General features: G+C 41.2%; 24 protein-coding genes and 1 pseudogene. 2 read left to right on the top strand and 23 right to left on the bottom strand.

The window, feature by feature from the left end; translation table 11 throughout:
* Position 1: 1 nt before the first annotated feature.
* From ACR32F_RS07595 to ACR32F_RS07560, 8 genes are all read right to left on the bottom strand, one after another.
* On the bottom strand, positions 2–1,042 hold the full coding sequence (locus ACR32F_RS07595; RefSeq protein ID WP_440117634.1) for an ABC transporter substrate-binding protein: 1,041 nt from the start codon (positions 1,040–1,042) through the stop codon (positions 2–4).
* Between the two features lie 147 nt (positions 1,043–1,189).
* The gene (locus ACR32F_RS07590) at positions 1,190–1,456 is read right to left on the bottom strand and encodes a hypothetical protein (protein ID WP_440117632.1); all 267 of its coding nucleotides are present in this window, start codon (positions 1,454–1,456) and stop codon (positions 1,190–1,192) included.
* A 223-nt stretch (positions 1,457–1,679) separates the two neighbouring features.
* The gene (locus tag ACR32F_RS07585) at positions 1,680–1,991 is read right to left on the bottom strand and encodes a hypothetical protein (RefSeq protein ID WP_440117630.1); all 312 of its coding nucleotides are present in this window, start codon (positions 1,989–1,991) and stop codon (positions 1,680–1,682) included.
* A gap of 916 nt (positions 1,992–2,907) precedes the next feature.
* Positions 2,908–3,240, bottom strand: a complete 333-nt coding sequence (locus ACR32F_RS07580; protein WP_440117628.1) for a DUF3139 domain-containing protein — start codon at positions 3,238–3,240, stop codon at positions 2,908–2,910.
* Between the two features lie 117 nt (positions 3,241–3,357).
* Positions 3,358–4,083 carry a hypothetical protein gene (locus tag ACR32F_RS07575; RefSeq protein ID WP_440117626.1) on the bottom strand — a complete coding sequence of 242 codons (726 nt, stop codon included), beginning with the start codon at positions 4,081–4,083 and terminating at the stop codon, positions 3,358–3,360.
* Positions 4,084–4,404: 321 nt separating this feature from the next.
* The gene (locus ACR32F_RS07570; protein WP_440117624.1) at positions 4,405–5,001 is read right to left on the bottom strand and encodes a chloramphenicol phosphotransferase CPT family protein; all 597 of its coding nucleotides are present in this window, start codon (positions 4,999–5,001) and stop codon (positions 4,405–4,407) included.
* 46 nt (positions 5,002–5,047) lie between these two features.
* Entirely contained in the window at positions 5,048–5,398 is a 351-nt protein-coding gene (locus ACR32F_RS07565; RefSeq protein WP_440117622.1) for a hypothetical protein, read from the bottom strand.
* An 88-nt stretch (positions 5,399–5,486) separates the two neighbouring features.
* Positions 5,487–6,053: a histidine phosphatase family protein gene (locus tag ACR32F_RS07560; protein WP_440117620.1), complete on the bottom strand. Its 567-nt coding sequence runs from the start codon at positions 6,051–6,053 to the stop codon at positions 5,487–5,489.
* A gap of 235 nt (positions 6,054–6,288) precedes the next feature.
* Here ACR32F_RS07560 and ACR32F_RS07555 point away from each other — a divergent pair, with 235 nt between their 5' ends.
* Positions 6,289–6,894: a hypothetical protein gene (locus tag ACR32F_RS07555; RefSeq protein WP_440117618.1), complete on the top strand. Its 606-nt coding sequence runs from the start codon at positions 6,289–6,291 to the stop codon at positions 6,892–6,894.
* A 50-nt stretch (positions 6,895–6,944) separates the two neighbouring features.
* Here ACR32F_RS07555 and ACR32F_RS07550 read toward each other — a convergent pair whose 3' ends face one another.
* The 4 genes from ACR32F_RS07550 to ACR32F_RS07535 all read right to left on the bottom strand — a co-directional run bounded on the left by ACR32F_RS07550 (position 6,945) and on the right by ACR32F_RS07535 (position 9,621).
* The gene (locus tag ACR32F_RS07550; RefSeq protein WP_440117616.1) at positions 6,945–7,424 is read right to left on the bottom strand and encodes a hypothetical protein; all 480 of its coding nucleotides are present in this window, start codon (positions 7,422–7,424) and stop codon (positions 6,945–6,947) included.
* A gap of 167 nt (positions 7,425–7,591) precedes the next feature.
* Positions 7,592–8,359 (bottom strand): nucleotidyltransferase domain-containing protein, encoded by a 768-nt coding sequence (locus ACR32F_RS07545; protein ID WP_440117614.1) that lies wholly within the window; start codon positions 8,357–8,359, stop codon positions 7,592–7,594.
* A gap of 230 nt (positions 8,360–8,589) precedes the next feature.
* Complete coding sequence (locus ACR32F_RS07540) at positions 8,590–9,216, bottom strand: hypothetical protein (protein WP_440117612.1); 627 nt, start codon at positions 9,214–9,216, stop codon at positions 8,590–8,592.
* 204 nt (positions 9,217–9,420) lie between these two features.
* Positions 9,421–9,621, bottom strand: a complete 201-nt coding sequence (locus tag ACR32F_RS07535; RefSeq protein ID WP_413376360.1) for a helix-turn-helix domain-containing protein — start codon at positions 9,619–9,621, stop codon at positions 9,421–9,423.
* Between the two features lie 171 nt (positions 9,622–9,792).
* Here ACR32F_RS07535 and ACR32F_RS07530 point away from each other — a divergent pair, with 171 nt between their 5' ends.
* On the top strand, positions 9,793–10,080 hold the full coding sequence (locus ACR32F_RS07530) for a hypothetical protein (protein ID WP_440117610.1): 288 nt from the start codon (positions 9,793–9,795) through the stop codon (positions 10,078–10,080).
* Between the two features lie 881 nt (positions 10,081–10,961).
* On the opposite strand, the gene ACR32F_RS07525 is transcribed toward ACR32F_RS07530, so the two are convergent.
* From ACR32F_RS07525 to ACR32F_RS07475, 11 genes and pseudogenes are all read right to left on the bottom strand, one after another.
* Positions 10,962–11,615 (bottom strand): lysozyme inhibitor LprI family protein, encoded by a 654-nt coding sequence (locus ACR32F_RS07525; protein WP_440117608.1) that lies wholly within the window; start codon positions 11,613–11,615, stop codon positions 10,962–10,964.
* Between the two features lie 267 nt (positions 11,616–11,882).
* Complete coding sequence (locus ACR32F_RS07520) at positions 11,883–13,106, bottom strand: hypothetical protein (RefSeq protein WP_440117606.1); 1,224 nt, start codon at positions 13,104–13,106, stop codon at positions 11,883–11,885.
* Positions 13,107–13,264: 158 nt separating this feature from the next.
* Positions 13,265–13,729: a hypothetical protein gene (locus ACR32F_RS07515; RefSeq protein WP_440117604.1), complete on the bottom strand. Its 465-nt coding sequence runs from the start codon at positions 13,727–13,729 to the stop codon at positions 13,265–13,267.
* A 203-nt stretch (positions 13,730–13,932) separates the two neighbouring features.
* Positions 13,933–14,484, bottom strand: a complete 552-nt coding sequence (locus ACR32F_RS07510; RefSeq protein ID WP_440117602.1) for a hypothetical protein — start codon at positions 14,482–14,484, stop codon at positions 13,933–13,935.
* 243 nt (positions 14,485–14,727) lie between these two features.
* On the bottom strand, positions 14,728–15,624 hold the full coding sequence (locus ACR32F_RS07505) for an RCC1 domain-containing protein (protein WP_440117600.1): 897 nt from the start codon (positions 15,622–15,624) through the stop codon (positions 14,728–14,730).
* Positions 15,625–16,339: 715 nt separating this feature from the next.
* Positions 16,340–17,329: a HEPN domain-containing protein gene (locus tag ACR32F_RS07500; RefSeq protein ID WP_440117598.1), complete on the bottom strand. Its 990-nt coding sequence runs from the start codon at positions 17,327–17,329 to the stop codon at positions 16,340–16,342.
* A 197-nt stretch (positions 17,330–17,526) separates the two neighbouring features.
* On the bottom strand, positions 17,527–18,192 hold the full coding sequence (locus ACR32F_RS07495) for a hypothetical protein (protein WP_307414456.1): 666 nt from the start codon (positions 18,190–18,192) through the stop codon (positions 17,527–17,529).
* A gap of 166 nt (positions 18,193–18,358) precedes the next feature.
* Positions 18,359–19,474 carry a tyrosine-type recombinase/integrase gene (locus tag ACR32F_RS07490; protein ID WP_440117596.1) on the bottom strand — a complete coding sequence of 372 codons (1,116 nt, stop codon included), beginning with the start codon at positions 19,472–19,474 and terminating at the stop codon, positions 18,359–18,361.
* A gap of 291 nt (positions 19,475–19,765) precedes the next feature.
* Positions 19,766–21,808: a B12-binding domain-containing radical SAM protein gene (locus tag ACR32F_RS07485; protein ID WP_440117594.1), complete on the bottom strand. Its 2,043-nt coding sequence runs from the start codon at positions 21,806–21,808 to the stop codon at positions 19,766–19,768.
* Between the two features lie 814 nt (positions 21,809–22,622).
* Entirely contained in the window at positions 22,623–24,503 is a 1,881-nt protein-coding gene (gene recQ, locus ACR32F_RS07480; protein ID WP_440117592.1) for a DNA helicase RecQ, read from the bottom strand.
* A 314-nt stretch (positions 24,504–24,817) separates the two neighbouring features.
* Positions 24,818–25,660 (bottom strand): annotated as a pseudogene (locus ACR32F_RS07475) (Rpn family recombination-promoting nuclease/putative transposase).
* Positions 25,661–25,759 lie beyond the last annotated feature (99 nt).

The following is a 25,759-nucleotide window of genomic DNA, read 5'->3' as shown; positions in this document are numbered from 1 at the left end:
ATTAATTCGATCCGAGCAGGGCTTCCGATGCCTGATCTACAATAAGATTAATCGCAAGAGGTCCGTAGTATGCAATCCACAATGTTGAGTTTACGTCATACGTGCGGTTATTTTTCACAGCATCAAGAGACTTCCACACTGGATTACTCACCATCGCCTCTGCCTCTGCCGCAAACAGCTCATCCGACAGCACAAAATAACGATCTGCCTTAATATCAGGAACCTTCTCCATTGAGATTTCAACAGAGGTATCATCTTTGATTCCCTCAACGAGTGCAGGCATTTTCAAACCCAAATCCTGATACAGAATACCGCCTGTGCGATGCTCGATCCCATGAACACGAATGCCTTCTTTTCTCGGACGAATAAGAGCTACCGTTTCATCTCCCATTTTCTCTGACAGCTTCGCCTTCAGTCCAGCAACTTTCTCCTCATAGGCTGTGCGCACTGTCTCTGCCTCGTCCTGCTTGTCTGTAATCTTAGCAACTGTGGCTAACGTATCACGCCAATCTTCGTAAAAATCAAGTACCAGGGTAGGTGCAATTTTGCTTACACTCTCATACTGCTTCTCCTGGAAGTCCGTCATGATAATCAGATCCGGGTCCAACGCTACAATCGCTTCCAGATTAGGCTCGTCCCGTGTACCCAGAACCTGTACGTCACTCGGCTGATCACCCAAGTATTCTGGAAAATCGGTGTTGCCTCCAGCAATAACACTACCAGCCGGCTTCTCGCCAACCGCTAACATCTGATCCAGAAACTTAACATCAAGCACTGCAATTCTCTGTGGTTTTTCGTTTAGCGTCAACTCACCCTTCATGTGTGTGATCGTTACGGGAAAAGCTCCGTCTGTCTGTGTTTCTGCATTCGCAGGTGTCTCCGCTGGCGTTGCCGCAGGCGGATTGCCGCTATCTGTACCTGTTCCAGCACCGCAAGCCGTCAGGACAAGAATAAGGGCTAACATCAAGCCCACGAATAATCGTGATTTGTGAGCAGCATATGCCTTGCTTCTTGCCGCTTGCCCCTTTGTTCCTTGATTCATGATGAATCCCCCTTATGTATAGTACTGATAATGATTTTCATTATCGAAACATAAAGAGAGTATAAACGATCTCCGCCTCGCGTTACCATGTACTTTTGCGACATTTGAGCCGGACTAATGCGACATCGCCAGCCGCTTATCCGCCCTTTAATTGTTCAGCAATATACAATTGCAATCTGTAAATGTCTGCACAGAGCTCTTCTTCCTCAGGCGTATTTCCATATTCCCTAGCCAACGCGGTGTACGGATATGCCACTCGTTTGACATGTATTGCTGTTCATCCCGGTACTCTACGATGTGCTCCAAGAAATACTCCAAAGAGCCGAAGGATTGTTTACCAGTATCGTTTATGATGGATTGTGTTTGTTCGATGATCGCCTGTAACATGTGTTGGATATGATCTTCTGGATTCATAGTTTTCTTCCCATTTTAACCTGTATCTGAGCTACGTATATGATAGTCCTTGCGGGAAGAACACTCAAGCGAAATTCTGAAACAAAAGAAAGGCCTTTCCTTTCCCCTAGGGAATCAGATGACCTTCCGATGCTTCCGAAACATGTATGATCTTTAACAATAGAGACAGGCTCGACAAGTTCAAAAGAATACCGCGACCCCATGTAGCTTCACCAAACATACACTACTGATTAATTTGTTCGGATGGGTAACAGTAGACGATTGAACCGGCTGGTATTTCATCTGGGGAGATCTCTTTCCCCAAGCATATACCAATATTCTTTTTACCGGCTATAGAATGATTAATTTGAGAAGAAATCACTTCAAATACTTGCTCTCCCCCGTCCGTTTTTTTGATGATAATCCGGTTACCGATCATTTCCTTGATTGTTGAAGGGAACAGTTCATCCAACTCGTCATTGGCCCCCATAACGATGGTTCCGGATTCCGGTGTATCGAAGACCAAACCTACACCAAACAGCATTTTGGTTTCCATTCTATTACCTCCTTATCTCTGATCAATAAATAGCTCGCCTTTGACATCTCGTACCCTGAGATCGGCGTTACGAAGTCTAACCATGGCATCTCTCAGTAATGCATATCGTTCAGTAGAATGGAGTTCAGGAGCAAACCTTGCTGCCCGGATACTTGCTTGAGCCTCATCAAGAGCATAATTTCTTTTGATAACCTCTGGAGGGAGATCATAAAGTGGGAACGCTCTACCTGCAATAGAAGCCTACACCTGTACCAAACACACTTGCTCAATGTTCACTTAACCACGTATTTGTAGGTAAGACACCCTCCCTTATCGTTCCGTGGACCCCCAAATGTCAACCGGTTCAGAGTTTCTTGAGGTGACTCAAAAGCAAAGCTTTGTCAGCTCGAGCCACATACCCATTTACAAGTCCACTCGGAATACCGAATGTCCAGAAATCCACCTACACTATCATATCTCTTCTAGTATCGGTCATCTGCCGATTGTATAAATGCTTGTCCTAGCTCTTTAAACTATCTATGTACAGACTTCTCAACTATCTCGATCATCTACAACTTTCTGTGGACCACAAGCATTCGGTGTGGGCGGCAAACAGTTCCTGGTTATTCCGATTCGTAATCAGCTTGAAGAAATCTTTCTCCATAGTTATGTAACACAGTTGGTATCGAATTCATAAGTGTGACGACATCAGTCATAACAAGCTGTGACTTCTTGAAATCATAGTAGAACCTTTCTCTTGTACTCCCATCCCAGTTCACTTCAATATCAGTCATGCGGTAGCCCACAATATCTTATGCGCTGAACTTCTACCATGAAACGTTTCCAAAACTTACTCGGCGACCTCTTCCAATTGAGTCTGGAAAAAGTCGCCGTTTAGATAGGTCTTCTTATTATTGGCTAGTTTGATGAATAAGAATCATTCTTCGCTATTTTGTAAACGCTGAGGAGTCTTAGGATCTAATTGATGCCATTTCGGAACCTCTCCATCTCCATCCGTAAAGATATATTTAGTTTCTGGATCATTTGAAAATACAACGTATACAGGATATTTAGGCATGGAACTCAACTTAGCTTCTATACTAATAATTTCTTCTTCTTTATATCCCTCGATATTTATAAGGTGTTCTTTTAGGCTTGCTTCAAGAGAATTGTATTTGAACTGTAAGAATACATAAAAACCGACTATTAATAATAAGATTAGAATTATAGCTCCACTCAGAATCATTTTTATTCTTCCCGTTTTTTTCATATAAACCTCCTAACGGTAATATTAGCATTAATTCTATCAAACCAACTTTAATCTATAAAGAAAAGAAACTCTTTAACTTTTAAAAAGTCAGAGTTTCTGTGTAGCTTTATTTCATAATTAGTTGCGCACAGCTTTAAAAGAGGTTGTATAAACAAAATGGTTTGACTTAGTAAACGCTGAGGGGGTTACAAAAAAATTAGTATCACCGGTCTTACCTTTATCAGTAATATCAATACCCTCTCCATAGTAAAAAGCTTGCCACATAAATTTGGAACAATAGTTTGGAGTAAGTGTATCTAGGGGTGAATCGATTTGAATAAGGTATTGTGTAGCCTTTTTGTAATTGTACACCGCCCATTTAGCAGCTTTTACACCACGGCCATTTTTGGGTCTATATACTTTTATGGTTTCCCCTTCTCCGTGTCTCCACATGTAATTAGTCATGTTATCTACAGTCCCGCCGTTTACAGGCAGTGTCACATGTACCACCTTGAAATTTGAATTTACTATACCCACATGACCAACAATTTGTGAACTACCACCTATTGTTTTAGTAGAGTACAACACATCTCCAACTCTCATCGATACATTAGTTCCTGGATATGTAGGTCCAATCTCTGCAAACGGCCCAATGAAATCCTCGTTCTTAATTGCCTCAATAGCACTTAATTCTTCATCATTCCCATAGACCGAGTCAGGCACACTGATCTCCACATCCGATGATACCTGATGAGTAATGTACTGTGTCTCTGCACTAACTGTAGGTTGCCCCGCTGGAAGTATTCCTAGAACTACTAACATAGCTGTTAATAGAAGGAATCCTTTTACAAGAATATTTTTCAACAATACTCCTCCTTATAGTTTATGTTCTAAATTTATATTTATTTTCACTATTTTTCCATAGGAGGAATTAATCATTATTAAATTAGGTATTAATACTGATAATGAGTCATATGATATAAATATCAATAAGCCTTTGGAATTGTAAATTTTTATATATTATTACAGGATTATTTACTATTTAAAGCGAATCGACAACAGGCAGGACGAGGAGAACTTCTTCCATGTAACAGAAGTCATTTCTATGAGTTCACTTCTAACCTGACTCAGGACCAAATAGGCAATAGTCCCTATGCGTATGATGTTATCTGAGGCATTCAGCTTCTACGAAGCACTACTCTCTCTTCTACTTAATTTCTTAAATGCCGAGTATTCATGCTCGAACTTCATATAACTTAGTATTTTCTCGGCACATTCAGCTGAGCTAAGCTCCTCCGTGTTCACTTCCAGATCATATTCATCATAGACATAGACGCTGTCGAACTGGGAATGGGCAAGTCCAATCTCGCGATCTCCCCTGCTCTGCTCTCTTCTGGTGAGTTCTTCTTTCGAGCACTGCACGCCTACAAACAATATCGGATAATCCGATAGTAAATCATAAAAATCGTTAAACCACTTGTCATTGCTGATGACCGTATCCACGATGACATTCAAACCCATCTCCGAAAACAGTTTAATGGTTGCACAGTACAATGAATTGATGGGGTCGAACAGGATATCTGTCATTACATGGTGTTCCACTTCTCTTGTTGGTTTCATATCTGGATATGTATTGTCGATGAATTGATCATAATTATGCAGAAATTGATCTACAGATAGATGATGAAACGGAATGTCTCCCTGATTTTTCATTTCCATCGCAATGCTCGTCTTCCCCGAACTTGACGTACCGTTCAAAAATATAATAAGTCCTCGTTCCATATCTATCACCCTTATCATTAAAATTGGAAAACGCTATTCAGCCGAATTACCACTCTCTCCATTCTTCCGTAATATCTTCATCCTCCTGAATGTCTAATCCAGCCAGCCTAGCCGCCTTGTCTATAAAATCAGCCAATTCTTCACGTTCCATCGTCTCGATAAAGTAACCATTGGCCTCATTCATTTCATTAAACCTAACCACAACTTCTTCTACAGCCTTCATCATGCGCTCAGAATCTTTCGTTTCTTGTAATGCTATTAATTGGTGCAAATATGTATCCAGGGCTTGATCAGATATGAGTAATCTCTCTTCTGTAAAAAGCTCATCTCCGCCTTCAATCATTCTTTCATTCCATAACTTCGTTGGTTTTTGATGAAACAAGTTTTGTAACGTCATTGGATTCACCCCTCTAAAATTCAATTATATCTATATTTTACCTGTAAGCAAAATTATGAACAAGCGTTCTCGCCTTTTCACTTTCATCCTATTCGCCCCATAGCCTTGTCACGTTCTCTAATTCCATCTCGTCAAATTGTAATCGATAGATGTCCGGTTTCTTGGTTTGATTCATAAAATCCAATCCGTAACTCGAATCAAAGTAATTCATCATCAACGTCATTACATGTCCGTGTGTGCCGATCGCCACTTTTTTCCTCTTGTATTCTTCCAAGATCTGTTTCAACACATCCACTGATCTATCCTGGCAAACCGTATTAGACTTTCCTCCTGGTAATGCAAAGTCAGGGTCATCAAACATCTTCTTTGCAGCAGGCATAAATTCTTCATCCGCAATAGTATCGTCTGAAAAATGCCTTTCTCGAAGATCCTCCATGATCTGAATATCTAAGTCCAACTCTGTCGCCAGCCCCTCCAAGGTTAGAATGGCTCGGGCATAAGGACTTGATATAATCATATGTATTCCTTCCTCTTTTAATATTTCTCTTATTCGTTCTGCATTCATCTTGCCCTCCAAGGTAAGTCCCCTCGTTCTCTCCGTTCCTTCTGTATAGGGCGACTCTGCATGCCTAACCATGTAAACGATGGTTTTCATATGACCCTCCTTGAATTTCTTCTTTCAAAATTTATAGTCACGCTTTAGGTCCTTCAACATATTTTGTCTTTCTGTTCCAAAAATTAATTAAATGGTGCCACCATATTTTAAATTCTGAATTCAGGATTCATACTTTGCTAGACATTTAATTTACAATAATTTTCAGATATGTGTATAGTAGAAATGAAGCAAGATGCTTTTAAAAGAAGTTAAATCTAACGGAGAGGATGAGATCATGTCTTTTTTCAAAAGGAAGGTTGTACTAGTCTCTGTATTAATCGTGTTGACTATCTCTGCTGTTGCAATCGCTTACGCAAGTGGTCAATCGAAACCGGACGTGCCCATTCATAAAGTCGTCAACCTTTCAGCCAACTCTTTAATATTTCATGAAATAGATAAGCTGGATGCGTTTGCTGAACTGATCGTTATTGGTTATGCAACAGAAGATTTCAGAGATCGAGAGCATGTTATTACTGCATTTGATGATGGGACCATGCAATCCTTTCACACCAACACAAACATCAAGATTGAAAAGATATTGAAGAAACCCGAAGATTTCCCCTCAGATCAGAACAAATTGACAATCATTGAACCCGTTAGCCTCGAAGGAGACGTCAAATATACTGTTGATGACTATGTAGAACTGCAGAAGGGTGATAAAAGTGTGCTCTTTTTGATGAAAAACTCCTTTGGTGATTATGGATTAATCAATGATAACTTAGGCAAATTCAGCCTTGAAGGGGTAAGTCAATATAGTTTACCTCAATCCTCCACTGCACAAGCGTTATCAGAATACAAAACTTTCCGTGATTCCGTTATGGAAAAGTACCATTTGAATTAAGGTTTTATCAAACAACGGTGACCTTTGCGCACATAGCTGCCCTCTTTAATCTATTTCACTTCTTTATCAAGGCTTACGTCAAATGATGAAGTTATCGATTTTTGTCTAAAATCATTGGGTATCACTTTAATCTCCACGTTTAGATGTATAGATTCAGGCAGATTCATTTCAGTTATATTCTCATAACCAATGAAGTAATAATGCTTTTCGTCCAGTTCTATCACACCTCCACCTGTTGAGCCAGAAGTTGAAATCAAATGTCCGTCACGATAAAGCTTACAAGCAATATTATATTCCTCCAAACTGAACCCTTTCACCTCATATCCAACCTTGATTTGATTTTCCGTGTAATCAGCATTTCGTAAACTGATTGCGCCACCATCGAGCATTTGGGTCCGAACTGCAATATTTGCTTCGGGCATCTCTGGTTTCCTTAATAGATAGCCTACTTTTAGGTACCATATAACTCCTAATACAACTACAGCAAGTACAATCATAGCAATGATAAACTTCTTTTCTTTTTTATCCATAATCCTTACTCCTTACATCTGAACACCCTTAAAGTTCTTTCCAAACCTGTGTTTCAAATAATACATTACCCCTGCGCGATCAACATCAGAAAATTGTCTTGGATCTTCGATCATGCATTCATAGACCTTTACATTGTTCTCCATCCGATATTTGTGGTTTCATAGTGTTAGTCGAAGGAAGTTCTGGAAGCAGGCATTGCATTTAAGGCGTTCTCAAAATAGCTATATACTTCATCTGCAATTCCCAGAAACTCTTCAACAAGTACATTACTATCCAAGTAACAAGCATACAGATAATCAACTAAAGCGGAGTCAATCTCGCAATAGTTTAATATGGCATTCTTCATCTTAATAATGTCATCTTGCCATACACCTGTATCTTCTAAAACCAAAGAGTATAATGCACGAATTAATCTCTTCGAATAACCTTTAATATATCTAGTTTTCATTGTGTTATCACTAGCATTAGAAAGTAAACGATGTATACGATCTACTTCCTCCTTGGTCTCTGTATTTAAGTCTAATATGAACTCTGGAGAAATAATTATCGGTGGTACTTTTTCACCAACGTCATAACCAGATATGCAAACACAAATGATCTTAACCCAAAAACCCCACTCATTTGGTTTACTTAATACATCGTCAATCGAGCAAATGATCGTATCAATCTTAGTTACTACTGGATATTCTTCCAAAAGCCTGTCTTTAATATTTGACAATCTTTCGTAATCAATATCTTTGGGATTTACACATACAATAGTAAAGTCTGCATCTGACTTAAAAGGTTTAGCAGTTCCTTTTGGAATCGAGCCACACATATAAATGCTATGAATCTTACCTTTAAATTCGGTAAGTATACTATCTATATACTTATCAACAAAATTCTTATATTCACTTTGTATTACAATTCTATTTATAACTTTTTCTAATATCATATAAACTCCTCCTAAACTAAGAACTTCTTTCGGCTAACGTTACTGTATCTACGAAACCTCACCACCATAAATGAGCGTTAGCAAATGGCCTCGGCGCCGTTAGGTGGTGCAGAGTTGTCTGCTTGATTCTGCTTCTTCGAAAATCCTCGGGCAGACCAAGGAGCGTCCGCGACGCAGCGTAGATATTATGTTAGGTGATGTATGACTCTTCGAAGAACAACTATCTCCTTTTATTCTTCTTCATTAATTCTATCCGCTCGTATCCAACTCATCTCTTGAATGTTTAATAATTCTTTAAACTCTTCTACCAATTGATATTTAGATTCCAGTTGAGTATAGTAATTCTTATTCAAAATATTGTCTAATTGTTTAATTCGTTCATTATCTAATTCAAAAAGTCTAAATGTTTCTAGATTGCAATTTGTAAACTGTTTTACGATTTTCTCATTGTATTTATTAGTTCTTTGAACTTCTTCAATTAGTTCAATTCTGATTTTCTCTCCTCTAGGGTCGACATATAAAAATTCAATATGATCTTCTTCTGGATATCTTTCTTCCGCAAGTTCTATAATCATAGTATCTACTAACTCATATGATATATGAAGACTTGCTATCTCTTGTAAGTTGTAAACTACACGATAACCCCAACAATGATCTTCAGAATTATAAAAATATAACACTGGAGTTTTTTCTGAAATTTGAAATAAACTTTCCGGGATTTCTTCACTTACTCCTGTATCTTTGGTTATGAAAACAAACCATTTATCATTTAAATCCTTTATGTATATAGGATCATATTCAAGAATTTCTTCTTTATATTTCAATAAGGATAAGCTTCCTGAAGTAAACTCGCTCACGGTTTTAGCTCCTTTTTGTTTTTAGTCGTATTTCGCCTAACGTTTCTGTATTCATGAACCCCAAAGGGGTTGTCTGCCGAAATTCCTCTCCGAAATCCATTCTGCAGACCAAGGCTCCGTTAGGAGCCGTTGCTTGAATATTATGTTATACGACGGAATCAATTCTTCGAGTTAACCAACATCCTCTTATATTCTATTCTTTCATTAGTCTGTTAGATGTTCCAAAAGATCTCCAGGCTGGCATTCCAATGCCGTACATAATTTATCAATTACTTCTAAAGATACATACTCATTCGTGTTGAGCTTTGCCATCGTTGCCGATGAAATCCCCGTCATTTTCAATAAATCTTGCTTCTTAATCTCCCTGTCAATCAATAATTTTTGAAATGGTTTATAACTTATCATCTGGTATCCCTTCATATCCGAATTGAATTTTTCTTTAATTATATGAAAATATATTTTCTTAATCAAAAATATCTTTGATATGTATTGACAACAATTTTCGTTATGATAAAATAATATTTAATAAGTTAAACTTTTGTTCGTAAAATAAAACATAACGGACGGTGATCATTTATGTACAATTCTTTAGAAGTCTTACTTGATTCGTTGATACGTAATCGAATTGAAGCCTTATATAGCGCTCTTCTCAAAAACAACTCTATATATAATCAATTCTCATCTGATCGAAATCTTTACTTCAAACAGTTACATGAACTTCTACCTCAGGATATGCATAAAACTCTATTTCTTTACGATGATGCAGACCTCTCAGTTCAAACAATCCTAGAACGTGAAATCTACTTGCAAGGTTTTAAAGATGCTCTTCAATTACATAATGAATTAAATATAACTTCTAATTGAGAGCCAAACGACTCTCTTTTCATTTGATTCTGTCGTATAATGTTCCTCTATTCATGACCCCCGAAGGGGTTGTCTGCTGAAATTCCTTTCCAATATCTATCCGCAGACCCAGGCTCCAAAGGAGCCACCGCTTGAATATTATGTTATAGGATGTGGCTGACTTCATCGAGTTATCTAATGAAGAAATTCGCAATATATGGTCCAAAAATGATTCCTAATAGTGTAGTAATGATACCAGCAGCTAAACCTAAAAAGAAGTTAAACCATCTTTCCGTTTTCTTTCCTTTCTCTAATAGTGTGTCTACATGATTTATAAGGGGCGCGGCTTTGCTATGTTCAATTTCAGCTAATTTGTTATATCTTTCGTATTCGTTTCTGAGATAATTCAATTTTTCAGTTCGTTCTTTCAAAGTATCTTCTAGTTCAAAAAGTAATTTTGATGTTTCATGCAATGATTCGTACGCTTTTCCAATTTTTTTTCTATATCGACTCTTGATCCATATAAATCTCTCATTATGGATTCATACACTTCGTTTGTTATTGTTACTTGGAACCCTGGTAAATGTATCATTATCTTCATGAAACTCGTTAAAAAATTCCCTAATAGTGTAGCAATTTTTTTCTTCATTCTTTATCCTCGTCCTCCATGTATTGTTTAAAGCCATTTCGTATAACGTCTTTGTATTCACGAACCCTCACTGGCTTAAGGGCGCCAGCCCGGGTCCGACGGACTTAGCCAGTGCAGGGTTGTCCGGCTGACCCACTTCCCCGAAATCCCTCTGCCGGACCGAGGACCGAATGGCCCGAAACGTGAATATGGTGTTATGCGCCGTTACTGTCTTCGAAGCATCACCTAAAAACCTTTGTTCAAGATTCCAACTCTATTTTTTACTTTGGTATAAAAACTCAACTTCACCATCTAGCAAATATCGATATTCAAATAATTGCATTGTTCTTTCCCTAATTCTCTCCCGTATAACCGTGCCTAGACTTACCGATCCTTGTGATCCAAGGTAACCATTATTAATAAATGTCTTCTCTACAAATTTTGTTTCCTTTAGGTGATACTGTAACCATTCTTTCTGCGATTCAATTAGTGTTTCTCTTGGTTCTCTATCCAACTTAGAAAGAAGCTTTTTATATATTTGATTCAACTCTTTATCCCAAATCTCTGTATATTTGCTTTCCAACGCCCCCCATCCCAATGTTGTAATAATCTCTTTGGAATTTTGAAATTCATTAAATTCCACTTCATAATCATGATCTATAGGATTTCGAAGCATTTCATCATAAAATTCCCCAGTCAGATCATAGTTCCCAATGCTCATGGATAACACTTTTTTATTAGAAGGATCTGATTGACCTTCAGTTATTTCTTGCGATTCTGTTCCATTACCTGTACTTACTACATCAGGAGGCAGTTCTGAATTCATTATTGAATTAGTTTCGCTGTTCAAGGTAGTCGACTGAGTAATATTTTGACAAGATGAAAACACTATCGTTATAAAAAATAATAAGAGTATCTTACCTTTCATAAATTATCTCCTTAAATATTATCTTTAATATTTACCGGTAATGGCGCATAACGTCTCACGCATTCACGAACCCGAGAGGCTTAAGTTGCCGCGGCGATCAAACGAAGTGATCGCCGGCCGGGTCGAAGACTTAGCCTCGCAGGGATTGTCCGCTGAATCCGCTTCTCCGAAATTCCTCTGGCGGACAGAGGGAGCGGCAGCGACCGACGCGTTGAATGCGTTGTTATAAGATTTCGGCATCTTCGTTGTAGTCCCCCCCGTTTTAACTTATATCACTTTTGAATCATCGTGTTGTCTAGAAAACCATCTTATAACCTGATCAGAAAGAATTTTCAAACAGTTTGAGAACTCTTTCATTTCGCTCTTGGGACACTCATACCCCTTATTTTTATAATTTGTCTTTGCATGAGCAATCATATTTCTTGTATCTGAAACTGCGTTTGATAATTCTAGAAGTGCATGCTTCCTTTCTTCTCTCGTACTCTTAAGATTAATTCTGCTAAGATTCTTTAAATATTTTGGAGCAAATTCTTTTAACTCTAAAACATCACAACATACTTCGATTGTTATTCTAATTGCTTCTTTATCTTTCTTAAAATTTCCCAACTCATCAAACAGCTTCTCTAATTCGAGAACATATCCCGCATCCGGACTCAACGTTTTAGGGCTGTACAATTTTGTCATGACTGAATCTAGTAATTCTCGCCGCACGACTGTCTGGGAAACATACTCTATTACTTTTGTATACATAAGAACTAAAATCTCGGGGTCCTCTATACTGGCGCACGAGTTATAAATTTGGTAAAGTTCCTTATTCCCTCTCCGTGCTACTAAAGGTCGAAGTCTAGCCTTCTCCTCGCCTTCTTGCAGTTCATACTCCAATTCAAAATATACAGGTCTCGGGGAATAAAATAATTTTATATTTAATGAAGAACTAAGCTCAAACATATATGCTTGGGATAACTCCTCAATAAGTTCTTCAGTAATCTGTCTTTCTGAAGTAATTTCAATGAAGAGATCTTCATAAAGCACCGGTGGGAAGTATTTGTCGTAATTGTTCATTACGGTAACAACGATTGCAAAATTTGTTTGCTCTTTAACTAAATCAAAAAGAAGAGTTTGATTATCAACAGTAAGAGATGTATTAAATACCCCCTCCACTGTTTCTTCAAGGGCAATAATTTTTTCTCTATTTAACGAGTCCACTCTAATTAATAGTCTCCTCGGGCTAATATAGATGTAATCATCAACAATTTTTGAGTCTTTTACTTCCTCTATTATTGTAAGGACTTCACCTAAAGTTCTCTCTGCATAATCCTCGCAATGAGGCAAACCAAAATTCATCTTTGATTCCAAATCAATAATAATATCTTCTTCATAATCCTCGGGATTATCCAAATCATAAAATTCAAATTCAATTCGATTCTTCTCAAAAAATGATAATAACTCATAAGTTTGTGTTTTTAATTCATCATCAATAAAACGTAACATTTGATCCTCCTATGTCTTTATTTCTTTATGCCGATTTCTTATAACGTTCCTGTATTCACGACCCAGCGCATGCTGGGTGTCCGGCGGATGCCGGGCCAAGGACGAATGTCCGCAGCATGAATATATTGTTAAGTGATGTTGCTTCTTCCTCGATTACTCTAATAAAATTTACTGAAATCATCTACAAGGTACTTATCGTATTTGGGTTTGGCATATTCAATTCTTTCCTTGGTGACTTTGTCCGTTTTGAAACCATTAAACTTAATTGATCTCTTACCAATATTCTGTCCAGACTTATTTAAAACTGCTTCCTCAATGAACTCTTTTGAAGACATTATCCATGTTTTTTTCAATCTTTCTGAATAAAATACGAAATAATAATTCTTTCTATCTTTATGAGTTATAGCTGAAAACAAGGCAGCATCTCCCAGTTTAATATCTAGAGATCTAGCTTTAATTTGTATTTCAATATAACTGCCATCTGCCTTTTTTATTATTGCATCAATTGCATTATCATCAACTAAAGGCACGTAGACATCTATACCTTCTTTAAGCATCAGACCTATCAAATAGTATTCAATTCGTTTTCCAAACCCAGCAGAATGCCTAAATGATATACTCATTCTAAAAATCCTTTTTTATAGGTCCTAAGCAATTTCACTTAGCGTTCCTGTATTCACGACGTCAGACGAAGTCGGATGTGTCTGCTGGTATCCCTCCTCGAAATACAACCAGCAGACCAAGGCTCCATCGGAGCCGCAGCTTGAATATTATGTTAACTGAAGTTGTATACATCATTGAGTTACATATACATTAAAATTCTATCTTAAAACTCGACTTCCTTCTCATCAAATACATGCCCTTCTTTATAATATTCAATGTTAATCCTTCTTTTCTTATAATTCACTTCATAGTAAACGCCCAATGCATATCTACATACATGTTCCGGAAATGTCTTTCCATCAAAGGACCAAACATCATCATAACTGTCTTTGGTCAAAGCAATTAGTCTGATTTTGTCACTTTCTTTCTCTTCTTTTGTTCTATCGGATTTTTTCATCTCAATCGCTATTAAATTATCTTGATTAATGTTATTCCCTCGGCTATGAACAATAAGATCGCAATTTATCTTAACTCCAACATCCTTAGGTCCATAAATAGTTTTTACAATTGTTTTGATTTTCCCATTTTTATTCCGATTATATTCCACGTCTACCTTGTATTCTGCAAATTCAGATCTTTTTATTATGTTATTTATATGTAACATTAGTGCACCACAAAGCGTCCTCTCAGAAACTTTAGATATAAATAAGTCAAGATCACTTTTTAAAAAATCTCTATTTGCCTTCTCGAATATTTCAATAAGTCTTTCTATCAATGTGTACCTCCGAATATTTAATTTTTAATTGTTTATAAAGCAATTTCAGTTAACGTTTAGCATTCCTGACGTTCAAGCAGCTTAAGTGACCGAAGGGAACGGGTCGTCAGACTTAGCTGGTTGAATGTGTCACCTGAATTAACCTCTTCGATATTCCTCATGGCGACCGAGGAGCGAACGCGACGCAGTAGGAATGCTCTGTTATAAGATGTCGGGGGGCATCTTCGAACGTTCTTGCAAAAACTAATTGCCGGGCAGTTGGATGCCGCGCCAGCCGCTTACATCGCATTGGCCATATTCATTATCACCCACAGCAACCACCGTGCCGTCCGATTTAAGGCCGAGAGTATGAGCGCAACCCGCCGCTACCGCCACAATATCGTGCCAGCCACTTACATTGCATTGGCCCTGCTCATTCCAACCCACAGCCGCCACCGTTCCGTCAGATTTAAGGCCGATGGTATGATTACTACCCGCTGCTATCGCGACAATACCGCACCAGCCGTTTACATCACATTGGTCATGCTTATTCCAACCCACAGCTGCCACCGTTCCGTCCGATTTAAGACCGACGGTATGAAGATAACCCGCTGCTACCGCCACTATGTCGCGCCAGCCGCTTACATTGCATTGGCCATACCGATTATTACCCACAATCGTCACCGTTCCGTCCGATTTAAGACCGACGGTATGCCAGTCACCCGCCGCTACTGCCACCATATCACGCCAGTCGCTTACATAGCATTGGCCTTCATTATTTCGACCCACAGCCACTACCGTACCATCCGATTTAAGCCCGACGGTACGACGCCAACCCGCCGCTACCGATACAATATCGCGCCAGTCGTTTACATCGCATTGGTCATGCTTATTCCAACCCACAGCCGCCACCGTTCCGTCCGATGTAAGACCGATTGTATGAGCATTACCCGTGTTCGTCGCCATATGAACATTACCAGCCGCAACCGCCACAATATCGCACCAGCCGCTTACATCACATTGGCCATATTTATTATCACCCACAGCCGTCACCGTTCCGTCCGATTTAAGACCAACGGTATGACGACGACCCGCCGCTATGGTATCTTTAGGCCACCGTTTCACCTCTAACGCCGCTTCTTTCGGTGAATTATAATCCATGTTTTACCTCCTGCAACAAGACCTATTTTATTATGAAGAAGACATATCCAATATCATCCATTTTATCATGCTTGATAATTCTGACTCAGCCCTATCATAGCCAATAAATTTGATTAATCAATATCAGTATTAGAGTTATTTCCAAACAGCGGTACGATTCCCAATGACATTAGACTTCAATCATTGAGCTACAGGATGTTATTTGTTGAACCTTATCTGATTTTTTATGTAGTCCAAAATGATATTGTAGAGTCCGAAGAATTCTTCATGGAAAACGAAAATACTACTTCCTGCTCTAGCTTCTATATAAGTTGAACTAATCATTTACACGTAACGGAGAGGACAGAAAAAACCTGAAAAAGCGGAGCTACAAGCTTTCTGCAAGAAAGCTACTTCGAAAGCATACACTTCGCCCAAAAGCTATCTGAAAGAAAGCTGGCATCGAAAGCATAGGCTTATCACTGGGTTTCCCCTTTGGATAAGGGAGTCAAAAAATCTGGGGATAACAGCGATTGGAAGGTTGTTCTGTCATTGTAGTGTCAGTGTAAATAATCTTTAATTCAACTTATATAGTTAATGGTTTTCCCCCTGATTTCTTATAACGTTCCTGTATTCACGACCCAACGAATGTTGGGTATCCGGCTTCTGCCGGATCAAGGACGAATGTCCGCAGCGTGAATATTATGTTAGGTGATGTTAATATATGTTTTTCAAATCAAAAATCTCTACTAGGTTCAAAATTATAATAAGCTCCGAATCTATCGTAAATCTTATCTACTGCAACTTCAAAATTTTTGATGATAACTTTAAGTTTTTTGTCATTGATACTTAAATCCATACCTCCTTCATGAACAAATGTATTTCTTAACTCAACAATTTCTTCAATAGAATCAAAAAGAGAAACTTTTCTGTTTAAAATAGGCTTGTTTAACACAGTAAATATATCTAATTTTTCATCAAGCTTTTTAAAATTCTCTGCAACTATTCGTGGCCTTTGGAATGAAAATTTTTCAACTAAAGCTTCTTCAATTGAGGTGTTTCCAGCAGAAATATCTTTTAGATTATTTACTGAAAACCGCGCTTCTTTAAATAGCTTGTCCCTATTATCTGTATATTTCAATATCACAATAAAGGATTTCTTCAAATATTCTTCCCAAGTTGCTACCAAGTAAGGTATTAACAAGTTATTAGAAAAGAATCTTGGATTTAAATCATCTATAAATGAAATGCCTGTATGCTCTACCCTTGAAATATCACCTTTCAAATTCCTTGAATCTAAATATATTTTGGGTTTAATAAGTGCATTATTGTAAACCCACCTAGCGATAAATAGTCCTGCTTCTAACTCAGTAGGGACTTTTTCATCTATTATAAAATAACGGTTTTTGCCCTCATCCGTTGAAAAACTTCCTTTAAAATAATCTCTTATATATTTAATAGTTTTATTTTGATGTTCTAAATCCCAATAACTTCTCCCTGATCTAGTTCTTGTATAAACTAAAATATTACCGTCTTTCTTATAAATGTCGAGTTCTACTCCAACATACGATCTATAATTCTTATATTCATACCAAAAATAACTTGCTAGCATACCTTGATTTTTGAATTCGTTTCTTTGCTTTGTGTATCCCAACAAGTCTATTAAATTTATTAATTTATTGTAGGCTGTACCTTCAGGAAGAATATTTTCTGAAGTAAAACTCATCTTTAAATCATACTCCTTTGATTAAATACAATTAATTTCACCTAACGTTCTCGTATTCACGACGCTCGACGAAGTCGAGTGTGTCCGGCTGCCACTGCTTCCCTGCCAACTACATCTGCCGGACCGAGGGGCGAATGCCCCGATGCGTGAACATGGTGTTATGTGATTCCAACGACTTCCTCGAATTACTTATGGGTTTAACGTGAAGCAGTCATATACAAATTATATAAATTAGTACATTGGTCAAAACATTCCAGATATAAAATTCTGATTTCATCATTAGAGCATAACTTTAGATAACTTTCTGAATTTATGATCTCTTTGATGGGTAACATCTCAAGATAATATTCCGGGCTATTCTCCTTCATTAAGATATCTTTATATCTACTAAGTACCTTTACATAAACATTATCAATAAGTCGATATTGACACTTACTGAGCTCCATCAGGAAGAATTTCTGTATTTCTCTCGCCAAAAACGAACCATTATTATAGGGAGGAGTACCGAAAAAGCAATTACTTACAGGAGACCTATACCAGTACTGACCTTTGTGCCAATGCTTTGTAACAATAAAAGAGTGCCACTTTCGAATTTCTTCATAACGAGATCCTAACACTTGATAGTGGCTTGAATACAGTCGCTCAGTGGATTGTGATAGCAAGTAATTGATTATTTCTTCATTAGTATTTAATTGTGTGACCTTGGTTATCGAACACCAGCAAATATAGTTATTATCTATTTTTCCCAATAGGCATACTTCTTCACCAGGGCTAACATATATCTCAAAATAAAAATCTTTATTGCTAATATCATAATTCGGCTTAACACTATTCTTTGTTGTAATAAGGTTGTATTCAATCATTATAATGACTCCTTTATCAGAGTTTCGCTGGTTTCACATAACATCTAATTTATGCACTTCGTAAATCCCACAGTTCTTGCCTGATATCCGAACTACGTCTATGATAACCGATGCTGTGGTATTTGCGAAGAAGAATTTGGTGAAAAAGGTAGATTTATAGGAGCACTCAATCTCCAAGATCCAAACGATCCAGCGGGCTCTGAATACGCTGAATATTCTTCGTACTCACATGTGTGTAGCGCTGGGTTGTTCGTGCACTCGTGTGACCAAGCAGCTCCTGAATATAGCGTAGGTCTGTTCCGTTTTCCAGTAAATGCGTAGCGAAAGAGTGTCTTAAGGCATGAATACCAACCTTTTTTACAATGCCTCCACGTTGTCTGGCTTCTTCAAAAACCTTCTGCACGCTACGCTCGGTAAGATGCCGATCCGAAGATTGTCCCGGAAATAACCAACGATTGGGCCTATACTCAGTAATGTATTCCTGCACAATTTCCCAAGCAAGATTGGAGAGGAGCGTTCTCCGATCCTTTTGACCTTTTCCCTGTCTTACAATAAGTGTCTGACGCTCAATATCCAGATCGCTGCATCGAAGACGAACGACTTCGCCTACACGAAGGCCAGACGAATACGTGAGAAACAGAATCGTCTTATGCTTGAGGTTAGTTACGGATTTGAGCAATTGAACAACTTCTTTTTCAGACAATACTTGCGGAAGCTTGGTCTGCTTTTTGGGACGAATATACTGGATCTCTGTAGGATGATGGAGTACGTGTCTGCAATAAAAGCGAATCGCGCTGATCGTCTGGTTCACGCTGGAATGGGAGATCCCTCGCTCAAGCAATTCTAAACAATACGTCTGAACTATAGAAGTAGTCACATCTGTACTTTCAAGGTGGCAGCTACTCAGAAAACGTTCGACCTGATTACAATACGCTTTGATCGTTTTACGGCTGTATCCTCGTAATGTTAATGCCTTCTTTAATGGCTCTTTGCTCCATGCATTGCTTCCCTTACTAGCTTTCCATTGCTGTAAATTCTCGCTTTCCACCCACAACTCTGGGGCAATCTGAACATCATCTGGATCAAATTGTTTCATGAACTCCTGAATAGCAGATATGGTGTAAGGGATGATCCATACTTGTTGTTTAGCTTGCCACGTTCTGTTTTTGATTCGACGGATCCGCTCAATATATGCAGGGTTATACGGGATGTGGATGTATAGTAACTCAGCGGAACCTTTTGTTATGGTAATCGCCTCTTTGGTAGTAGCATGTTCATTCATAGGAAACTCTCCTTTGATTGAATTGGTGTTTTTCGCCAAAGTTATAAATAACAAAAAGGAAGGCCCTTCTTCATCCCATAGGGAATCAGACGACCTTCCGATGCTTTCGGAACATATATGTTTTGATAAAAGGTGAAGCGGGGCGCGGCTTGTACAATGGCAAGCCGCGTAAGGGTGAGTTGCGCTCCCAACAGGCAGCAACTCATGAGGTTGCACCACGCGAATAATCGCAGTGCTCACCATTGGAGCACCACGACGGCAAAGCCGGGGCGCTCCCCAATGCCGCTGCACCTACATGGCAGCGGCTTCTTCTCCCAGCGGCAGCGTGTAATACTGCGCCTGCTGCCCTTCATGCTGCTGGTATACGACCACCAGCAGCGTCCGGCCTTTCGCGGCAAGCGGGCTGGCGCCAGCAAGCACACGATCAAGCCGGAACGGAAGCACATCCAGTACGGTGTGCTTCTGCAGTTCTTTTTCGCCGAGACCCAGGTCGGCGAAAGCACGGGCACCCATGACCGTCTGTGCGGTCATGGCCGAGGTCATCGGCAACGCACGCGAAGCGTTGCCGTGTCCCCCGTCCGCCGCTCCATCGCTGGCGGACCCTATGGCGTCGCCCGCAGCAAGCGACGCAACACCCCCGGCTTCGCTACCGATCACACCCGCCGCATCCGCGGCAGTGTCTTCCCCGGCAGCAGCCGAACTGCCCGCAGCGGCAGTTACACTCGTGCCGCTGCTTTCCAGCCATGCCGTGCCAGTGGCACCGGCAATGCGTGGCAGACGAACGTCTTCCGGACGTTCAGCCAACGTTTTCATATAACCCGCCCACTGGTCTTTTTGGAGCGGATCTTCCCACCAGATTTTGCGTGGTTTGTATTTGTGGCCGAGGAAATAATCCAGCTTCATCAAGCCGAGCACAACATCCATATGCGGCGTGTTCCGCGACTCCAGGAAGCTGTGCAGACGGGTGAACAGATCCTCCAGCTGGTGACCAATCTTCTGCCAGCCCTGCCCTTCCCAGTAATCCCCGAACGCCTGGAAGAAATCAAACGGCGAATCAAACACCTGCTCCATCAGATACTTTAACGTATGATCCATCCGGTGTGCGTTCCAGTATTTCTCCAGCACATCCTCCAGCCGCTTCAGGCGCACGATGTCGCTAAACGGCAGCACATCACTGCCCAGAATCTCATACGGCGCGTGATCCATATACGTGTAGTTGTACTTCTCCGCATCCAGACGAAGACCCGTGCCGCGCAGCATTTTGAGGAATCCGAGCTGAAGCTCCTCTGGCCCCAGGGCAAATACATCGTTAAACGTCTTGCGGAACGTATTGTAATCTTCCTCCGGCAGTCCGGCGATGAGATCCAGATGCTGGTCGATTTTGCCGCTGGCTTTGACCTTGTTCACGGTACGGCTCAGCTTCGAGAAGTTCTGGCGGCGTTTTACCAATTCATTCGTTGGATCATTCGTGGACTGAACTCCAATCTCAAACCGGAATGTACCCGGCGGCGCATGCTCTGCCAGATAATCCAGTACCTCAGGACGCATAATGTCCGCCGTAATTTCAAACTGAAACACCGTCCCCTGATGATTCTCAATCAGGAATTTGAACATTTCGAGCGCATAATCCCGCTTGATGTTGAACGTCCGATCCACAAACTTGATCAGCTTCGCGCCCTTCTCAATCAGGTATAGAATGTCCGATTTCGTTCGCTCAATATCGTAATACCGTACGCCGACCTCAATACTGGACAGACAGAACTGACAGCTAAACGGACAGCCACGGCTTGTCTCAAAATAGACCACCCGTTTCCCCAGATCCGGGATATCCTCTTCAAATCGGTGCGGTGACGGTAGATCGTTCAGATCCGCCTTCGGGCGTCCTGGCATGAGAATGACCTCTTCCCCTTTGCGATACGCCAGTCCATATACAAAGTGGAACTTCTTGCTTCCCTTCAGCTCTGTCAAAAGCTGATGCAGTGTCTCTTCCCCTTCACCCATGACGATAAAATCGACATTGGGAATCCGGTTCATCCAATATTCCGTGTCGTAGGACACTTCCGGCCCGCCCAGCAAAATTTTCACGTCAGGCATAACCTTTTTCAAAATATCAATCACCTTGATCGTCTCTTCAATGTTCCAGATGTAACACGAGAACCCAATCACGTCGGCCCCGCGCTGGTACAGATCGGACACAATATTCATGACTGGATCTTTGATCGTATACTCCGCCAAGTCAATATCAAAATCCTTCTCACTGTACGCCTTGAGACACCGCAGCGCGAGCGAGGTATGGATGTACTTTGCATTTAATGTAGAAAGAATAACTTTCATGGTTCACAACCTTTGTCTGGACCACCAGACCCTATTTTTCATATCCAAAAGCGTATCAACGGAGAGCAGCTTCTACTCAGCTTCTGCTCCAATTCAATTCAAAACAATTCAAGTTAAGTTCGGTTTCAGCCTTAATTCCAACCCCAGCGCCAAATTCACTTTAAATTTACCCTGCGACCTGCAACCTTCGCCTTCACCCAAGCTCCCAACCATCTACAGCCCATTCATCTGATCAGCACAGATAAAGTTCAGTCAACAGACACTCAGACACTTGCCTTTAATCCTTCAATTTACCTTCAATTTACCTTCAATATGCCTCCAAAACACGTAGCCCACCAAATTCATCCCCCACACAAGGACATTTCAGGATTTTGTCTTTCAAAGAATGGACACTGTTTTCAAAAAGATACATACCGCTCAGCCAAGCAATAACACTACATATAGATACAGTTAAATCTTTAAATTCCATATACTGTGTAAGTAGCCAACCACCTTCTCTAAGGCCCATGTCCACCCTTTAAAAGACAATTCCGCACATTTTGTCCACCATACAGAGACGCGCGATAAACACGCAACAAAGATCATGCCAGTTCCATTTCACCTTCATACAACCATAAACATCGTCACATACAAGTCCACAACGTCTCAAAAGTGACGTATCCTGCGTATCCCGCTCGCTCTCGATCTAATCATTAGCGCAGCCATAGGAACTCACGTCCCATCTCCAACGCTTGCTCCATGTTTGCTCTAACTATGCTGTCGCCATGCTGCCAATCATAGAACTTTACGTTATGAAAACGTGTAAATACGCAGCTTACTCATACTCGTAAAAAGCGTCATCATCCGTATCCACATCTTCGCCCGTTTGCTTCTGGAAAAATTCCAGAAACGGCAGTCCGTACTTGCGATACTTGACCTCACCGACCCCTTTAATATCCAGCATGTCACGTTCTGTCTGTGGACATACCACACTCATCTCTCGCAAGGTCGCATCATTGAAAATAATGTACGATGGCACATGCGCTTTCGCCGCCAGATCGCGCCGAATCAGGCGCAACTGCTCAAATACCGTTTCGTTCACCGCAGATGGCATCGCATCGCGTCCTCGACGTCCACCGTAGTTTGTACCCGAAGCGGTTGCCGCCGTCTTGCGAACCACACGCTGCATCACTTCACGCTGGCCTTTGAGCACTTCCACCGCAAGGGGTTGCAGACGCACAACCGGATACTGTCCCTCGGACAGCATCAGATACCCTTCCGATACCATCACATTGATAATCTCGGCGATCTCACGCTCCGTTCGATTACCCATTACGCCATAGGTTGGCAGGGAGTTGAAGCCGTAATCGAGCACTTTTTTGGCACGGGAGCCTTTAAGTACCGAAGCGACCAGCGATACACCATACCGTTCACGCATGCGGTGAATGCAGCTGAATATTTTCTGCGCATCAATCGTCATATCCACCAGCTCGCGATCATCCGTACAGGAACTGCAAATGCCGCAAGGCTTGTCCTCATGCACCTCACCGAAATAATCCAGCTGCGCACTGCGCAAGCAACGCGTCGTGTAGCAGTAGTCCACCATCTGTTGCAGCTTCCGGTAATCGTTCTGCTTGCGGTCACCCTCCATCGGGTTCTGCTCAATCAGGAACTTCTGCGTGATAATGTCCTGTGCCCCGAATAGCAAAATGCATTGGCTCGGCTCACCATCCCGGCCCGCACGCCCGGCTTCCTGTACATACGCCTCCATATTCTTCGGCATGCTGTTATGAATAACGTAACGTACGTTGGATTTATCAATCCCCATCCCGAACGCATTCGTTGCCACCATCACCCGGATATCGTCATACAAAAAAGCTTCCTGGCTCTGGGCCCGTTCATCGTCCGCCATCCCGGCATGGTAGCGTCCTGCTGGCAATCCGGCCTGCAACAAACGCTGATGTAGATCGTCCACGTCCTTACGGGTCGCGGCGTAGATAATCCCCGGCTCGCTGGCATGCTCGCGCGCGTAATTCAGGACAAAGTCCTTCTTGCTCTCGCCGCGCAGCACGCTGAACGCCAGATTATCCCGCCCAAGTCCGGTCACATACGTCTGCGGGTCCTGCAAACGCAGCAGCCGCAGAATATCGCCCATGACCTCGGGCGTTGCTGTAGCCGTGAAGGCCGCAACCACCGGCCGCTCCGGCAAACTGTCCACAAACGGCGCTACCGCCAGGTAGCTTGTCCGAAAATCATGCCCCCACTGTGATACACAGTGGGCCTCATCCACGGCAACGCAGGAGATGGGCAATTGCGCCATCTCATCGCGGAACCAATCCAGCTCCAGTCGCTCAGGCGCGACATAGAGCAGCTTCAGCTCACCGCGCTGCGCCGCGCGGATGCGCTCATTCACTTCTTTGCCGCTTAACGTACTATTTATATAAGCGGCAGCGATCCCGGCCGTGGTCAGGGCATCGACCTGGTCCTTCATTAATGAGATCAACGGGGAGACTACAAGGGTTAGCCCCGAATACAACAAAGCGGGAATCTGGTAACAGATCGACTTCCCGCCTCCGGTAGGCATAATGCCCAGTGTGTCCTCGCGTTCGAGCAGGCTGGCGACGATCTTTTTTTGCCCCTCGCGGAAATCGGGGTAGCCATAATATTTTTGCAGGAGACCCTGCGCTTCTTCTAATGTAGGTGTTTGCACACTCATGGAAAGACTCCTTACTTATCACCGGTGTTCCTCCACCAGCTTGGTCCGATCCGATTCTGACATCCAAAAGCGGCACATCTGCCGCATCCTCGACAACAAAATGGCGTTCTCATGACTTGTCCGTCAAGCAAACGCCGCTCCCTTTAGTTTAACGGCCCAGCCCCGAATGAGCAACCGCGTTTTACTGTAAAACGTTTGAAGCTTCTTCATTAAAATAAAAACAACCGTCCTGCCCTAGTTGGACAAAACGATCGCATTCATTTCAACAAACCTACTAAGTCATACAGTGACTTGTTTCGTACTGATTTATGCTTTTAATCCTTCAACGACTCAACCTCAGTCTGAGATAGGCCGCTTGCCTTTGCAATAACAGAAACTTCGAGCCCTAATGAGAGCATGTTCTTTGCAATCTCTATAGCCTTCTTTTGTTCGCCTTTAGCTATTCCCTTTTCCGTAGCCCATTCAATCATGGAAGCTTCATCATGCAAATACTTCTGACGCTCTTCATACAAACGACGTGCTTTCCGATCCTGACTGAGAAACTCCAGCGTATCCATCGCTTTTTTCAACGTAGGTTCATTCATTTGCAGCACCTCCCAATTGGATTTTTCAGCACCTTTCAGGAACAAGAGCCAGTTGATCAGTCCACCTTCCATCGGAACGGATTGATCGTCCAGCTTGGACAGCTCCATGAAATGCACTTCAAGATCATCACTCAGTTCAAGTCCGGTGTGGTCTTCCCTCAGATGAAACACATTATGATAACGCTCATTCGCGATAAACGAGTAGTTCAAAATATTAATGGTAACTCACTTCTTCAGTTCCTTGTATGTCTGACCTTCCTGCAACTGGCTCGAATAGCGCTTGCTCCAGTAGTATAGGGTTCGCTTTTCAATATCGTAATTGTTAAATAACTGCATTTCAATGTTGATCAACTTACCCTCAGCTGTTTTCGCCCATATATCAAATATGGACTGTTTATCCAGTGGAGCATCTTTATCCGTATATGGATTGAGTAGTACGATCTCTGTCAGTGGCTGCTCACCCGACTCTGCAAACGTTCGGTTCAAGAACACCAGCAGGACATCTTTATTTTCTTCACTGCCAAAAATACGCTTGAAAACAAAATCGTTTCGAGGATCGAGCAAATCAGACATCTAACCATCAACTCCGTTTCTTTCTATTATACCATGACGGGTGTGGATATTTGCAGGATACACTTCGATATCCGTATGAATTAACTAACTCCAATCTCG

The sequence above is a fragment of the Paenibacillus hebaui genome, from assembly GCF_051934385.1.
Classification (GTDB): Bacteria; Bacillota; Bacilli; order Paenibacillales; family Paenibacillaceae; genus Paenibacillus.
The sequence above is the reverse complement of the archived record's forward strand: the minus strand, read 5'-3'. Positions and strand labels throughout refer to the sequence as shown.